The sequence below is a fragment of the Acidocella sp. C78 genome, from assembly GCF_907164655.1.
In genome coordinates, this window is sequence record NZ_CAJQZK010000114.1 from 1 (window position 1) to 15,879 (window position 15,879).

Consider the following 15,879-nt stretch of genomic DNA (forward strand, 5'->3'; position numbering starts at 1 on the left):
CAAGCCAGGTCGTGCGCGGCGCCGCGGCCTCGGGATCGACGATGAGGGCGGACCCGATCTTGACCACCAGCAGCCGCGCGCCGCCGGGATCGGGCAGCCGGGGCTCATTGCCGCCGCTCGCGGATCATCCGCAGGGTTTCGCGCAGCACCGCGTCCACGCCCTGATGCGCGACGGCGGAAATGACCATCACCTTGCTGCCCGACGCGCGTTCGAGCGCCGAGCGCCGACCGGCGATCTGGTGCGGCGTCATCGCATCCATCTTGTTCAGCACGATCAGCTCGGGCTTGTGCGCCAGCCCGCCGCCATAGGCTTCCAGCTCGCCGCGGATCGTCCGCCACGCATCCACCACGTCGCCGGCCGCCCCGTCGATCAGGTGGATCAGCGCGGCGCAGCGTTCGACATGGCCGAGAAAGCGGTCGCCCAGCCCGGCGCCGTCATGCGCGCCCTCGATCAGGCCGGGAATGTCGGCGAGGACGAATTCCTCGGTCATCGACAGCCGGACCACGCCGAGTTGCGGGTGCAGCGTGGTGAACGGATAATCGGCGATCTTGGGCCGCGCCGCCGAGGCGACCGAGAGAAAGGTCGATTTCCCGGCATTGGGCAGCCCGACCAGCCCGGCATCGGCAATCAGCTTCAGGCGCAGCCAGACCCAGCGCTCCTCGCCCGGCCAGCCGGCATCGGCGCGACGCGGCGCACGGTTGGTCGAGGTCTTGAACATCGCGTTGCCATACCCGCCATCGCCGCCGCGCAGCAGCACGATGCGCTTGCCCGGCGCATCCAGATCGGCGAGCAGGGTCTCGCGGTCGTCATCGAGAATCTGCGTGCCGACCGGCACCTTGATCACCACCGGCGGCGCGGCGGCGCCGGTGCGGTCCGACCCGGCGCCGTTACCGCCCTTACGGGCCCGGAAATGCTGGGTATAGCGGAAGTCGATCAGCGTATTGAGGTTCTCGACCGCCTCGAACACGATGTCGCCGCCACGGCCGCCATTGCCGCCATCCGGCCCACCGAACTCGATATATTTTTCGCGCCGGAACGCGACGACACCGTTGCCGCCATCTCCCGAACGCACATAAATCTTCGCCTGGTCGAGGAACTTCATGAGTGCAGATACGCAAAAGGCCGGCACCGGCCGGCCTTCGCGTCTTTCATACCGGAAACAGGTTACTCCGCGGCGATCGGCAGCTTCTCGACCGACACATGCACGCGGCCCTCGGCCCGGCGGGAGAACTTCACCCGCCCGTCGACGAGCGCGAAGATCGTGTGGTCGCGGCCGACGCCGACATTGGCGCCAGGCTTCACCTTGGTGCCGCGCTGGCGGATGATGATGTTGCCGGCGATCACCTGCTCGTCACCGAACTTCTTGACGCCGAGGCGGCGGCCTTCGGAATCGCGACCGTTGCGCGACGAGCCACCGGCTTTCTTGTGTGCCATGGGATATCCCTCCGATCAGGCGGCGTTGATGCCGGACACGCGCAGCACGGTCACTTTCTGGCGGTGGCCGTTCTTGCGGCGGCTGTTCTGCCGGCGGCGCTTCTTGAAGATGATGACCGTATCGAGCTTGTCCTGCGCGATCACCGTGGCGGTGACGGAGGCACCCTCGACAACCGGCTTGCCCAGGGTCACGCCCTGTTCACCGCCGATGGCGAGAACATCGGTGAAGGTCACGGTGCTGCCGGCCTCGGCCTCGAGTTTCTCGACCTTCAGCACCGCGTCCGGCACGACGCGATATTGTTTTCCGCCGGTGCGGATGACTGCAAACATCGATCTGGTCCAATTCTATCTGCAACGCCGCGCGGCGGACAAAGAAAAGAAGCGCGAAACCCTGCGGCTTCGCGCGATTGCGGGGTTATAGCGCGCTCCATCCCGCTGTCAATCGACTTGCCCGGCCAATCGGCATCGATATGCACCGCCACTGTTGCCTAGTCAGCGCCATCATGCGTATAACGCCGCCCGACCGCGGAGAGGTGCCAGAGTGGTCGATTGGGACGGTCTCGAAAACCGTTGTGCCTTCACGGGTACCGTGGGTTCGAATCCCACCCTCTCCGCCACCGCCACGAATTACCAGATATTATAGCGTATGAAAACCGGCTGATTCCCGCCGGTTTTTGGCGTTTTGCTGTTGCACCCTGACTCATCCCGTTGGCATGGTATCCCACACGTCGTGTGGTAAACTAGTGTGGGATAAGATTGGGCAAGCTTTCAGCCTCTTCCGTGAAGGCCGCAAAGGAGCCGGGGCGCTATGGCGACGGCGACGGCCTGTACCTTGTTATAAGCCCTCGGGGCGGGAAGTCCTGGGTTTGCCGGGTGCAGAAGGATGGCAAGCGCCGGGACGTTGGCCTGGGGAGTGCAAAGAAGGTGTCCCTGGCCTTGGCCCGCGAGCGCGCCACCAAGGTGAGGACGCAGGTCGAGGTGGGACTTGATCCCGTTGCCGAGCGGCGGAAAGAGGCAGGGATACCCACCTTCAAGGAAGCAGCTGCTCTGGTGTTTGCCGAGCACAAGGCGAGCTGGCGGAATCAAAAGCACCGGGCGCAGTGGCTATCCACCCTTGAGACATACGCGTTCCCGATGCTTGGCGACCTATCGGTTGCCGTGATTGACGGCCACCACGTCCGGGATGCCGTGATTTCCATTTGGCTCGAAAAGCCGGAGACGGCGCGGCGCGTGCGTCAGAGGATCAACACGGTCATCGATTGGGCGATCGGCAAGGGATACCGGACAACGCCCCTGCCGATTGCGGCAATGAATAAGTCGATGCCCAAGGTTAAGGCCAAGGGGGTGCATCATACGGCCATGCCCTATGCCGATGTTCCGGCGTTCGTTGCCAAACTCAATGAGCGGGATACGATGGGACGGCTTGCTCTTGAGACGCTGATCCTCACCGCAACCAGGTCCGGCGAGATTCGCGGCGCGACTTGGGGCGAAATTGATCTCGACAATGCCCTGTGGACAATCCCCGCCGAGCGGATGAAGGCCGGCAAGGAGCATGTCGTCCCACTGTCATCCGCTGCCCTGGACGTGATCCGGCGGGCGCTGGGCTACAGAGAGGCGCGGAGCGAGTTGGTGTTTCCCGGCCAGCGCGGCGGTAAGCCGCTGTCCGACATGACGCTGACCAAGATTTGCCGCGACATGGAGGTTCCCGCCGTGCCGCATGGTTTTCGTTCATCCTTCCGGGATTGGGTGGCCGAGGAAACGGATTTTGATGGCGACATAGCCGAAATGGCCCTTGCCCATGCCATCGGGAATAAGGTTGAGGCAGCTTATCGACGGGGCAATCTTCTGGAGAAGAGGAAGGCGCTCATGGAGGCGTGGGGGCAATATTGCGTCACAAGTCAGAAAAGAGAGGGCCGTGACTAAAATCAAGACTGAAAAGTTGAGCCACTTCGCGGCGCAGCGTTTAGTGCCCGAAGACATAGAAGAAGGTGAGCGCCAAATAACGGCTTTTGCCAAAAAACTCTATTGGCGGTTTTTTGTAATCGATGTGACGTGTAACATCCTATCTGCACTTGCCTTGGTAGCTCTTGGCATAGAGCTTTGGTGGCTTTCGTTGCAGCCGCACAACTATAAAGCGTTTGCTCCCTTTCTTTGGGAAATGACTTTTTTAGCTCTCTGCGTGTTTTTCTGGTTTGGACCAGGGGTATTCCAAAGACGCAAGCGCTTTTTCGTCAACCGACCCTACGATACGATTCTGCCACTCGCCATTGAAGAATTGCTCGCTGAGCTGGCATCAGGACAAATCAAGACCATCATGCCCGCAAAACAGGGCGCTGTCAGTATTTCGGCCTTGCAAAATACTGAAGGGATGCTTTTTGACACCACACTGAACCCCAATGATTTTAAAAACAGGTATGCACCCGTCCTGCTTTCCTCTGAAGTAAAATATTATCCTGGTGCAAAAATACCAAAAATATCTCCAATCCGTCCAATTTATGTTGTGACTATCCCTGCCAAAGAAGCCAATTCTACCGACGAACCTGAGACACAGGCCATAACTGTGGCTACCACTAATCTGTCCGAGCCTACCATTGAAAAAACTGGCCTGGAGAATCTGGATGCGACTGGTAACGCCAGTGAATACACTGCTGACAAAAAAGAAAATGTCATTAGGCATTGGCGATCCTTGGTCCCTCCGGAGCAGAGGACAGCTTTTTGCGAAACATTTGCTGCGGAGGGGGGCTGGAAGGGCGATGATGCCAAAAAGATAATCATCGCATTGCAAGCCGTTTTTTCGTATGACGGTAAAATGAAGCCGCGAGTGGGCAGAGAAACTCTTCCGCCCCTGATTGGTGCTGCTGTTGCGGCACTTCGACGCGCCATGGAAGATGGCCAAATCGAGACGCTTTGGTTATCCGACGCTCACAGGCCCGATCCAAGTTCATCGCTTGAAAAAATGCTTGGTGACACCAAAGACCACAAGTACACCCAAATTAGAATAAAAACATTCAAAATTTTAGGGATACGCGGAAGCTAATGGCGCCGATAACCGCATGATATAAAACCGTTACTGGTTACTGAAGAATTTTTTGATACCAGTAATCAGTAAGCTTTCGCGGATCAGGCACAACGTCTCGTAAAGGCTGGTGGCACGCCATAGCTCAGGATGCCACAAGATGAACCGAGATACTTTTCCCAGCGTTCTCCTGACGATTGAGGACGTGATGCGGCTGACAGGTTACAAAAGCCGCTCCAGCATTTACCGCCTTGTGCACCGGTCTGTTTGCCCGCCCCCAGTGGTCATAGGCGGCGGCCGAGTGCGGTGGCGCGCCGGTGAAATTGAGCGCTGGCTCCAGGAACTTCCTACCCGAATCTATCCGTAGCTGCCAGCGCGCGGCCCGGGCCTCTTGAACGGCCGGGTTGTCGCTCCCTCAGTTCTCTTCCCATCATTTCCTCACCCCCGAATTCGCGCCACGTGCGTGGAAAGGATACCCCCGTGCCTTTTTTCCAAGATGCCGCTGGCATCATGAATGGCTGGTGGTGTGCGTGCCATCTGACCGGACCGCACCTCAGCCAAATCCCCCCGTTCTCGCCCACATTTGATACCCGGCACCGAAATGTAGGAGCCTGCCCGACCCGCAGACAATGCCAGGCCATCACGACCATGCCAGCCGCACGATTGGCGGGAGGTTTTGGCCTCGATGCTTCGCATCGGACCAAGGAAAATAGAACACACCCCACGCACTGGCCTGCGGCGAACCGCCTGGGTTTTTCGCAGGTGCGATCCGGGTGCGCCGTACTTGCCCGTTGTGTATCCCGCGCCATTCCTGGGCAAACCGCGAATACGCGCCGGATGCGGGGGAAGGACGGGCCGTGAAACACGTTCAGCACTCCGTGCGCCTCCCTTTGGCACTCGATAAGGCGCTACGGCAGGCCGCTCAGAGCCGTCAAACGACCACTTACGCCCTGTTGCAGCAATGCGTGCGAGCCGGAATGGCCTCGCTCTCAGGCGAGCAAGCCACGCCGCAACTCACCACCGAGATCGCCCAGGAGATCGATGCAATCAGCGCCCGGCTGGCCCATGTCGAGCGGCTGACCGAGCGCACGTTGTTTGTGGCTTGCGCCGCTTACGTCTTTGCCCGCGCCGCCGCCGGTTCCCGTACCGATGAAACCACCCTCACCGCCGAAATCAACGCCGCCTTCGCGCGGCAGCTCAACCATGCAGGAGAAATATAATGTCGAACACAAAGAACCGCCGCGCTCATGCCGAAGCCTTGCGGGCCCGCGCGCGTGCCGATGGCCATGCCCAATTCCGCTTCGCCGCCGGGGCGCTCCTGGCCAGCGCCATGGCGGGGGCGCTTGCTGTGGGCGGAATCACCACCAGCGCCGAGCAAGCACAGGAGGCGGGCAAATATGCCATCGCCGATTTGAGCAGTTTTCTTTTGGCTGATGTGCCCGCTGATCCGCTGGTGGTCATCACCTGGCAGGGGCAGGCGGGGCGGACCGGCGTGAAGGAGTGGGCAGCCTTTCTGCCCTTGCGCGACGAGGCGATCGACTTTGCCGAACGCGCGGGCCTGGGCGGGCTTCTTGGTCTGGGTTTGGGCACTGCCGGTTTGTGGCTTACCGCAGACCGCCGCCGCCGCAAGCAAGAGGAGTTACTGGCCGACCGGGTCATCGCGGGCACTCGCGTTGTCAGCGAAGCGGACCTCGCACGCATGACCGCAACCGAGAGTAGCGGCTACGCCTTGCGGCTAGGCAGTGTTGCCATCCCATCGGGCCTTCAAAAACGTCATTTTGCTTTGGCGGGAACGACCGGGGCGGGCAAAACCACGGCCCTGCGCCAGCTCCTGGACACAATCGAGGCGCGAGGGGAGGCCGCGTTGGTGTACGACACGAGCGGCGACTTCATCGAGAACTATTATACCCCGGAACGGGGTGACGTAATTTTGAGCCCGTTCGACAAGCGCGGGGCGTTTTGGGACCTCTTTGCGGAATTGAAGCATCCCGCCGACGCTGCCCGGATTGCCCGTTACCTCATCAACGAAACGGGTGACCGCGACAAAGATGTCTGGTTGGAAGCCGCGCGCAATCTCGTGGCCAACATCCTGCGCACACTCTGGCAGGAGGGACGGTGCACGCTTCAGGCCTTGCTGGACGCCCTGCAATCTATGCCACGCGAGGAGTTGGAGCCATGGCTGGCCCATACCTCCTCGGCGCGCGCCTTTGAAAAAGACGCTGAGCGTGCCACGGCCAGCGTGCTGTTTATGTTGGCCAAGGCCGTCAATATGCTGATGTTCCTGCGGGCAGCGCCACGAGAGGGGGAGGCATCCTTTTCTTTTGCTGATTTCTTCGTCGGGATCGACCAGCATGAAGGCAGAAAACCCTGGATATTCGTGCCCAGGCAGGAGGATTACTTTGAGGCGGTCAAGCCCCTGATGGCGTTGTGGCTGGAATGCGCCTCCTCCGCCGTCCTGGGGCTCGCCCCCTCTTCTACGCGCAGCTTGTCATTCGTCCTGGACGAGCTGGCGGACCTTCCACGGGTCGATAATCTGGCCCGGCTGCTGCCCGAGGGGCGTAAGTTTGGGGCAAGCGTCATTCTTACTTTCCAGGCTATCGGCCGGATGTGGGAGCGATATGGCAGAGAAGGGGGGGAAGCTCTGCTCGGTTGCTGCAATACCAAACTCTTCCTGCAACTGGTTGACCAGGCCAGCCGGGAATGGGCGTCCGAGACCATCGGCAGCGTCGAGGTGGAAATTTCCACCATCTCTGAAACATTCGACCCCAAGACCGGCAGGCCGCAGCGGACATTGAGCGCCACGCGCCAGGTACGGGCCGCCGTGCTGGAGAGCGAGCTGCGTCTACCCAAGCATACCGCTTATCTGTTGCTGCCCGATGGCTTCCCGGTGGCGAAGATCAAGCTGACCGATGACCATATCCATGCGCGTGGCCCGGCCCGTCATCCCCGCTTTATACCGGCAGACATATCGGGAACGCTCTGGGGCTCCACGCAACCCAGGCGCGGGAATGGCGGTGCCGTGCCCGAGACCGTACCCGAGACCCCGACCGGGCCGGGGCCGGTGTGATGGTTGCCACCATATCGGCGCTGACCAGCGCGGCCCAGGCCGCCAACTACTATGAGGCCGACGATTACTACGCCGAGGGGGGTCTTGCCCCCTCGGAATGGCTCGGGGAAGGCGCGCAAGCACTGAAGCTGACCGGCGCCGTCGACCATGAGCAGTTTGCCCAATTGCTGGCGGGCCATGTCGCGGGCCAGGAGTTGGGCACGATGCGCGAAGGTCAGTGGGAACACCGGCCAGGCTGGGATGTCACATTCAGCGCGCCCAAATCCGTTTCGATCATGGCGGAGGTGGCGGGCGACCGCCGCCTCATCGCGGCGCACGAACGGGCGGTGAAAACCGCGCTGGAACTGGCGGAGCAGCATTTTTCCGCCACCCGCATCCGGGAGGATGGCAGCATCCGGCGGGAGGCGACCGGAAATCTGGTTATCGCCTCCTTCCGGCACGGCACCAGCCGGGCGCTTGATCCGCAGCTTCATACTCATAATGTCATCCTCAACATGACGATGGATGAGGCCGGGCAATGGCGCAGCCTGGAGCCGCGTGCGTTCTATCAGATGCAAAAGCAGATGGGGGCGATCTACCGCCAGGAGCTGGCAGCCGGGGTGCAACGCCTCGGATATGCGATTGAACGCGGCAAGGAATCGACCTTCGAGATTGCCGGCATCGGCGAGGCAACGCTGGTGGCGTTCAGCCAGCGCAGCGCGGCTATTGAGGCCCGGCTTGCCGAGCGGGGCAAAAGCCGGGCCGAGGCCAGCGCCGCCGAGAAGCAGATCGCCGCGTTGGATACACGGCTGGCCAAAGAGGCCGTGCCTCATGCCGAGCTGATTGGCGCGTGGCGTGAGGCCGCCGATGCTGCCGGGTGGGATGAACACGCGCGGCGGGGCTTGGTTGCCCAGGCCGGGGCGCGGGCTGAAGCCATCGCCCTTGGCGCTGACCAAACTTTTGCCCGCGAGCTGGCGGCTGACCGGGCCGTTACGCAGGGTGCGGCGATGTTGGGCGAGCGCCAATCCGTGTTTTCCACCACCGCCTTGCATGAGGCGGCGGGGCGGTTTGGCATGGGGCGCGTCGGGCATGATGACATCGCCGCCGCCATGACGCGCGCCGAGAAGATCGGCGCCCTGCAATCGCGCCAATGCCTCGACCGGCGGGGCGTGGCTTTCAAGGGCTTTACCACCGCCGCCAATATCGCCAACGAGACTACGATGTTGCGGCTGGAGGAGCAGTCCCGCCAGCAGGTGGCGCCGATCCTCTCTCCCGTCGCGGCCGCCCGTGCTGTTGCTGAGGCAGAGAGGCGCAGCGCCATGCGGGGGCATGGTTGGACCGATGAGCAAAAGGTGGCGGCGGGGCAAGTCCTCACCAACCGCAACCGCGTCATCGGTTTGCAAGGTGCGGCGGGCACCGCCAAGACTTCCACGGTCTTGGCTACCATTGCGCGGGAGGCCGAGGCGCGTGGCATTCAGGTGACAGCGCTCGCCCCCACGGCATCGGCGGCGCAGGTTTTGGGCGAGGCGCTGGATGCCCGTGCCGACACGCTGGCCCGGCATTTATTGGCGCCGGGCCGCCCCACGGTGAAAGAGCGGCTCTGGATCGTTGATGAGGCATCGCTGATCTCAACAGCCGATGCCGCCAAGCTGCTGGGTTTGGCTGAATCTCACCGGGCGCGGGTGCTGCTGGTGGGCGACACCGCGCAGCTTGGCTCCGTTGAGGCAGGTGCTGCCTTTACCCAGCTACAGGGTGCTGGCATGGAAACCGCCCGCCTCACCCATATCCTACGCCAGACCAACGAGCAGGCTAAAGCAGCGGTGGAGGCCAGCTTGGCGGGCGATGCGAGGAAGGCCCTGGCCGCGCTGGACGCGGGCGGTGGCCATGTCATCGAATGCGGCACCCGCGAGGCCCGCTTTGGCCAGATCGCCCAGGATTACGCCATGTTGGATGCCAAGGAGAGGCGCAAGGCCCTGGTGATCGAGCCATCCCGCGAGGGACGTGATACGCTGACCCAGGAAATCCGCCATGCCCTTGCCGAGCGTGGCCAGCTTCACGGCCCGGCGATTACCGCGCCAAGGCTTGTCTCCAAAGACATGACCCGCGCCGAGGCGAAGGACGCGCACAGCTACGCCATCGGCGACATGATCCGCTTTGCCAAGGATTATGCCGACAAAGGCGTTTCAAAGGCGCAGGCCTATCGCGTGGCGGGCATCGAAACTGCCAAAGCGGCGGTTACGCTCACCGATCAGAACGGCAGAGCCATTGACTGGCGGCTGCGCCAATGGGGGGCCTCGCATGTCCAAGCCTTTACCGCTGAGACAATCGAGCTGCGGGCGGGGGACAAGATGCAGTTCACCCGCAATGACCGCGCCTTGGGGCGGGTTAACGGCCAGCAAGCCGAGATTACCGCCATTGACCCCAGCACGCGTAGCGCCACCCTCCGGCTGGCCAGGGGCAAGGTTGAGACTTTGAAGCTCGATGACCCGCGTAACCAGCATATTGCGCATAGCTATGTTGCCACCGCCTTTGCCGCCCAGGGCCGCACCGCCGAGCGCACCTTCATCCATGCCGAGAGCGCCGCCACGCATCTGATCGACCAGAAAAGCTTCTACGTGGGCCTCTCGCGCGCCAAGGAAACCACCGCCCTCTATACCGATGACCGCGCCAAGCTGGTTGCCGCCATTCAGGAGCGCAGCGGCGTGAAGCAAACGGCGCTGGCTTCCATATTGTCCCCCATGGCCGCCCTGACGAACGCCGTCTCCCCTCAGAAAAGCAACGGCAAGCAGCAGGAAATAAAAGGCGGCATGTCGCTCTAACCTCCCGCTCGCCCTGATCCGGAGCCTACTTGGCGTTGTCATTCTGAATCCGGTCATGCAAACTCCCCTCCGGCGGCAAAAACCGCGAATTGGGAGACTTGAATGGCACGGGAAGAGCGGTTTTTGGAAGTTCTGGCGGAACTTGGGGGCAGTGCCGGTAACGGCAAGCTCCAGGCGGAGCTGGGCTGGCAGGACGCCACCTATGCGCGGGTGCAGGCGGCGCTGATCGAAGAGGGCAAGATCGTCAAAGGCCGGGGCCGGGGTGGCTCTGTGGCTCTGGCGGAGTCTGCCGCCGAGGAGGAGGAAGCATCGGCGCCCGTGGCGCAGCCCAAGCCCGCCGCCAAACCGGCCTCCCGCGCCAGCAACGGCGCCACCAGCTTCGAGCAGATTTTCAAGAACATCGACGATGTGCTTTGGAAAGAAGCCGGTTGCACCACCGAGCTGGACTATACCGAGCAGACCTCCTGGATGCTGTTTTTAAAATACCTGGACGATCTGGAGTTCACCCGCGCCACGGCGGCGGAGCTGCACGGCGCGGCCTATTCCCGCATCATCGCCGAGCCGCATAACTGGGCCTCCTGGGCCGCACCCAAGAAGCCGGACGGCTCCTTTGACCATGACCGCGCCCTCACCGGCTCGGACCTCATCGACTACGTGAACCGCGACCTCTTCCCCTACCTCCAAGGCTTCAAGGCCCGCGCCGCCGGGCCGGACACCATCGAGTACAAAATCGGCGAAATCTTCTCGGAAATCCGCAGCAAATTCCAGAGCGGTTATTCCCTGCGGGACGCGCTGGAGCTGATCGACGGGCTGCATTTCCGCTCCCAGGCCGAGAAGCACGAGCTGTCCCACCTCTACGAAGCCAAGATCAAGAACATGGGCAATGCGGGCCGCAATGGGGGCGAGTATTACACCCCGCGCCCGCTCATCCGCGCCATGATCGCGGTGACGAAGCCGCAAATCGGCGAGCGGATTTATGATGGTGCTGCCGGGTCTGCCGGGTTCTTGTGCGAGGCGTTCGAGTATCTGGCGCCCAAGGCCAAAACCACGGCGGAGCGCGAGATTCTGCAAAAACGCACCTTCTACGCCAAGGAGAAGAAGAGCCTCGCCTACGTCATCGCCATTATGAACATGATTTTGCATGGCATTGAGGCGCCCAACGTCATCCACACCAACACCCTGGCCGAGAATATCGCCGATATTCAGGATAAGGACCGTTTTGAGGTCATCCTCGCCAACCCGCCTTTTGGAGGCAAGGAGCGGCCGGAGGTGCAGCAGAACTTCCCCATCAAAACCGGGGAAACCGCCTTCCTGTTCCTCCAGCATTTCATCAAATCGCTGAAAGCCGGGGGGCGGGCCGCCATCGTCATCAAGAACACCTTCCTCTCCAACGCCGACAACGCCTCTCGCGCCCTGCGCCAGGAGCTACTGGAGAACTGCAATCTGCACACGGTGCTGGACTGCCCCAGTGGCACATTCCAGGGCGCGGGCGTGAAGACGGTGGTGCTGTTCTTCGAGAAGGGTGCCCCGACGCGGCGGGTTTGGTATTACCAGCTCGACCCCGGCCGCAGCATGGGCAAGAGCAGCGCCCTGAACGATGCCGACCTGGCCGAGTTTTTGCTCCTCCAGGCCAGCTTTGCGGACTCCGAGAAATCTTGGTCCGTGGATGCCGCCAGCATCGACCCGGCCAGTTTTGACCTGTCCGTAAAGAACCCCAACAAGGCCGACGAGGTGGCGCTGCGCGACCCGCAGCACATCATTGCCGACATTCTACGGCTGGATGCGGAGAGCGCGGAAATCCTTGAAGGCATCCGGGGGCTGTTTTGAGAGACGGGTGGACCTATCAGTCACTTGATGCGCTGGTTGAACTGGAATGGGTCGAGCTTGGCCGTGGGAAGGTCATTTCGAAATTAGACCTGGCTCAAACCCCTGGAACGTACCCCGTATACTCGTCGGCCAAGGAAGCGGACGGAAAGTTCGGAGAATATGGTCTTTACATGTTCGACGAAGAACTCATCACTTGGTCAGTGGACGGCGGCGGCCATCTATTTCATAGGCCTAAGCATCGCTTCTCGGTCACGAATGTCGGTGGTACACTCCGAATATTGCGGAGGGAGAAGCTAGATTATCGCTTCCTCTACTACATGCTCAGCTATGTCCAATCGACCATTCCATTTGATTGGGTCTTAAAGGCGCATCCTAGTGTTCTGCGGCGCTTATACACGCATTTGCCGGTTCCCGAACTCGGCGAACAGAAGCGCGTCGCCTCCATTCTCGATGAGGCCTTTGCGGGCATCGCAGCCGCAACCACCAACGCCGAGAAGAACCTCGCCAACGCTCGTTCCCTGGTTGATGTTGCTATCGAGGAGCAGTTAAGCCGCATCTCACAAGGTCAACACCAGAAAACGACTGTTGCCCAGCTCGCCGAGGACAGAAAGAATTCCATCCGCACGGGACCGTTTGGAAGCCAGCTATTGCACGGTGAGTTTGTTGATGAGGGCATCGCTGTTCTGGGCATTGATAACGTCGTTCAAAACCAATTCCGGTGGGATAAACGGCGCTATATTACGGCTGAAAAGTTCCAGGAGCTTACGCGGTACAGGGTTTTTCCGGGTGATGTTCTCATCTCCATCATGGGGACTTGCGGAAGGTGTGCCGTCGTCCCTGACGATATTCCGCTCGCAATCAACAGCAAGCACTTGTGCTGCATTTCGGTGGATCAATCGCTGTGTTTGCCCGAGTTCTTGAAGCTATATTTCTTGCATCACCCGATGGCGAAGAACTACCTCGAAGAGCGCGCTTCGGGGGCAATCATGGCTGGTCTCAATATGGGGATCATAAAGGATTTGCCTGTTCTTTTGCCATCCGTAAACGAACAAGCAGAGATCGTTATGACATGTGATAAGCTGTCCAGGGGCTTATCCGACCTCACAGTGCTTTATTCTCGTAAGCGTGCGCATCTGGCCGAACTCAAGCAGGCCATCCTCCGGCAAGCCTTCTCCGGCGAACTCACCGCACTGCCCGGCGCAGAAATGCAAGACGAAGCTGCATGAACGAGGCGGAAACCCGCGCTGAGCTGATCGACCCCGCGCTGAAACAAGCAGGCTGGGGCGTGGTGGAAGCCAGCCGGGTGCGCCGGGAGGAGATCACGCTGGGCCGCCTGCAAGGGGCGGGCAAACGCTCGGCCAGGGATATTGCCGATTACGTTCTCACCTACCGCAACCACAAGCTGGCGGTGATAGAAGCCAAGCGGCGGGATTTACCAGACACTGAGGGCGTCGGCCAGGCCAAGAAATACGCCGAAAAGCTTCAGGCCCGCTTCGCCTATTCCACCAATGGCGTCGGCATTTATGAGATCGACATGCACACCGGGGCGGAAGCCTACGTGCCCCGCTACCCCACGCCGGACGAACTCTGGGGCCGCGCCTTTGCCGCGCAGAACGCCTGGCGGGACCGCTTTGCCGCCATCCCGTTCGAGGACAAGAGCGGCACCTGGCAGGCCCGCTACTACCAGCACAACGCGGTGGAGAACACGCTGGAGGCCATCGCCAATGGCCGGAACAGAATCCTGCTCACCCTGGCCACCGGCACCGGCAAGACGTTCATCGCCTTCCAGCTCGCCTGGAAGCTGTTTCAGAGCCGCTGGAATATCAGCCGTGAACCTACCCGCCGCCCACGCATTCTGTTTCTGGCGGACCGTAACATTCTGGCGGACCAAGCCTATAACGCCTTCTCGGCCTTCCCCGAGGACGCGCTGGTCCGCATCGCCCCGGATGCCATCCGCAAAAAGGGCCGCGTGCCGAAGAATGGCAGTATATTCTTCACCATCTTCCAGACCTTTATGAGCGGCCGGGACGCAGACGGGAATTCCGCGCCGAATTTTGGCGACTATCCGCCGGATTTCTTCGATTTCATTATCATCGACGAATGCCACCGGGGCGGCGCGAACGATGAGGGGACATGGCGCGGTATTCTGGACCATTTCGCCCCAGCCGTGCAGCTTGGCCTCACCGCCACACCCAAGCGCAAGGATAACGTGGACACCTACGCCTATTTCGGCGAGCCGGTTTACACCTATTCGCTGAAAGAAGGCATCGATGATGGCTTCCTGACGCCCTTCAAGGTGCGGCAATTCGCCACCACGCTGGATGATTACGTCTACACGCCAGATGATGAGGTGGTGGATGGCACGGTCGAAGGCAAACGCTATACCGAGGGCGATTTCAACCGCATCATCGAGATAAAAACGCGAGAGGAATACCGCGTCCGCACCTTCATGGGCGAGATTGACCAGAGCCAGAAGACGCTGGTGTTCTGCGCCACACAGGATCACGCGGCGGCGGTCCGTGACCTCATCAACCAGGTGAAGACCAGCAAGGACCCGAATTACTGCGTGCGCGTTACGGCCAATGACGGGGCGCTGGGCGAGCAGTGGCTGCGGACGTTTCAGGATAACGAGAAGGCCATCCCCACCATTCTCACCACCAGCCAGAAGCTCTCGACGGGCGTGGATGCGCGGAACGTGCGGAACATCGTGCTGATGCGGCCGGTGAACTCCATGATCGAGTTCAAGCAGATCATCGGGCGCGGGACGCGGCTGTATGAGGGCAAGGACTATTTTACCATTCTGGACTTCGTGAAGGCCTATGAGCTGTTCAATGACCCGGAATGGGATGGCGAACCCATGGAGCCGGTCGCGGCCACGCCCCGCACCCTCACCATCGCCAAGGAGCCAGAGGCAGAAGTCAGGCAGGCTGAGGAGCCCGAACGCGGCCAACGCGTTAAAATCAAGCTGGCGGATGGCAAGGAGCGGACCATCCAGCATATCAGCACCACCAGCTTCTGGGGGCCGGATGGTAGGCCAATTTCCGCCAAGCAGTTCATGGAGAGCCTGTTCGGGCAGCTCCCGGAGCTGTTCAGGGACGAGGAAGAGCTGCGGACCATCTGGGGCCGCCCGGACACGCGCAAGGCACTGCTGAACACGCTGGCCGAACGGGGCTTTGGCGGCGAGCAGTTGGCCGAGATGGGCAAGGTGATTGACGCCCAGAAGAGCGACGTGTTCGATATTCTGGGCTATATCGCCTTCGCACTGCCACCGATCACTCGCGCCGAGCGGGTGGAAAAGCACCGGGACGAGATTTTACCCCGGTATGACGCCAAACTGCAGGCGTTCCTGGACTTCGTGATGGGCCAGTACGTGGCCCAGGGCGTGGAGGAGCTGGACCAGGACAAGCTAGCCCGGCTGCTGGAGCTACGCTACCAGACCCTGGCGGACGCCACCGCGGAGCTGGGGGCGGCGCCAGGCATCCGCGCGGCGTTTGTTGGGTTTCAGGAGCATCTGTTCAGCGAAGGCTCTCATTAAGATGGGAGACCAATTATGGAAACGGCCACACAGCGCGGCTAATGCGTTCAACCCCGCTCCCCATGCTCGCCCAAGGGCTGCGCGTGGGTCCGCGCCCCTACGGGGCCGCCCTACGGGCCGGGGTTTGAGCGCGCCGCTTTGCGCGGCTGATACGGATGTATCGCGAGGAAGGCTTCGCCTTCCGCTGCGCGGAATAGAGCG

The 15,879-nt window shown here is 61.4% G+C and carries 12 protein-coding genes and 1 tRNA gene; 10 read left to right on the plus strand and 3 right to left on the minus strand.

The window, feature by feature from the left end; translation table 11 throughout:
• Positions 1 to 104: 104 nt before the first annotated feature.
• The 3 genes from obgE to rplU all read right to left on the minus strand — a co-directional run bounded on the left by obgE (position 105) and on the right by rplU (position 1,765).
• Positions 105 to 1,103: a GTPase ObgE gene (gene obgE, locus ACIDOCELLA78_RS94330; protein WP_201727915.1), complete on the minus strand. Its 999-nt coding sequence runs from the start codon at positions 1,101 to 1,103 to the stop codon at positions 105 to 107.
• Between the two features lie 62 nt (positions 1,104 to 1,165).
• Positions 1,166 to 1,435, minus strand: coding sequence for a 50S ribosomal protein L27 (gene rpmA, locus ACIDOCELLA78_RS94335; protein WP_201727916.1), 270 nt, complete (start codon positions 1,433 to 1,435; stop codon positions 1,166 to 1,168).
• A 15-nt stretch (positions 1,436 to 1,450) separates the two neighbouring features.
• Entirely contained in the window at positions 1,451 to 1,765 is a 315-nt protein-coding gene (gene rplU / locus ACIDOCELLA78_RS94340; protein ID WP_201727917.1) for a 50S ribosomal protein L21, read from the minus strand.
• Between the two features lie 197 nt (positions 1,766 to 1,962).
• Between rplU and ACIDOCELLA78_RS94345 the strand changes: the two genes are divergently transcribed.
• From ACIDOCELLA78_RS94345 to hsdR, 10 genes are all read left to right on the plus strand, one after another.
• Positions 1,963 to 2,052, plus strand: a tRNA-Ser gene (locus tag ACIDOCELLA78_RS94345).
• A 139-nt stretch (positions 2,053 to 2,191) separates the two neighbouring features.
• Positions 2,192 to 3,358, plus strand: coding sequence for a site-specific integrase (locus tag ACIDOCELLA78_RS94350; RefSeq protein ID WP_201727918.1), 1,167 nt, complete (start codon positions 2,192 to 2,194; stop codon positions 3,356 to 3,358).
• Entirely contained in the window at positions 3,351 to 4,472 is a 1,122-nt protein-coding gene (locus ACIDOCELLA78_RS94355; RefSeq protein ID WP_201729555.1) for a hypothetical protein, read from the plus strand. Before ACIDOCELLA78_RS94350 ends, ACIDOCELLA78_RS94355 begins: the two co-directional genes overlap by 8 nt.
• Positions 4,473 to 4,611: 139 nt before the next feature.
• On the plus strand, positions 4,612 to 4,818 hold the full coding sequence (locus ACIDOCELLA78_RS94360; RefSeq protein WP_201729556.1) for an AlpA family transcriptional regulator: 207 nt from the start codon (positions 4,612 to 4,614) through the stop codon (positions 4,816 to 4,818).
• A gap of 490 nt (positions 4,819 to 5,308) precedes the next feature.
• Positions 5,309 to 5,671, plus strand: a complete 363-nt coding sequence (locus ACIDOCELLA78_RS94365; protein WP_249676546.1) for a hypothetical protein — start codon at positions 5,309 to 5,311, stop codon at positions 5,669 to 5,671.
• Positions 5,671 to 7,518, plus strand: a complete 1,848-nt coding sequence (locus tag ACIDOCELLA78_RS94370; protein WP_201729557.1) for a type IV secretion system DNA-binding domain-containing protein — start codon at positions 5,671 to 5,673, stop codon at positions 7,516 to 7,518. Before ACIDOCELLA78_RS94365 ends, ACIDOCELLA78_RS94370 begins: the two co-directional genes overlap by 1 nt.
• The gene (gene mobF / locus ACIDOCELLA78_RS94375; RefSeq protein WP_201729558.1) at positions 7,518 to 10,316 is read left to right on the plus strand and encodes a MobF family relaxase; all 2,799 of its coding nucleotides are present in this window, start codon (positions 7,518 to 7,520) and stop codon (positions 10,314 to 10,316) included. Before ACIDOCELLA78_RS94370 ends, mobF begins: the two co-directional genes overlap by 1 nt.
• A 102-nt stretch (positions 10,317 to 10,418) precedes the next feature.
• The gene (locus ACIDOCELLA78_RS94380; protein ID WP_201729559.1) at positions 10,419 to 12,143 is read left to right on the plus strand and encodes an N-6 DNA methylase; all 1,725 of its coding nucleotides are present in this window, start codon (positions 10,419 to 10,421) and stop codon (positions 12,141 to 12,143) included.
• The gene (locus ACIDOCELLA78_RS94385; RefSeq protein ID WP_201729560.1) at positions 12,140 to 13,369 is read left to right on the plus strand and encodes a restriction endonuclease subunit S; all 1,230 of its coding nucleotides are present in this window, start codon (positions 12,140 to 12,142) and stop codon (positions 13,367 to 13,369) included. The genes ACIDOCELLA78_RS94380 and ACIDOCELLA78_RS94385 overlap by 4 nt, the downstream gene beginning before the upstream one ends.
• On the plus strand, positions 13,366 to 15,678 hold the full coding sequence (gene hsdR / locus ACIDOCELLA78_RS94390; protein ID WP_201729561.1) for an EcoAI/FtnUII family type I restriction enzme subunit R: 2,313 nt from the start codon (positions 13,366 to 13,368) through the stop codon (positions 15,676 to 15,678). Before ACIDOCELLA78_RS94385 ends, hsdR begins: the two co-directional genes overlap by 4 nt.
• Positions 15,679 to 15,879 lie beyond the last annotated feature (201 nt).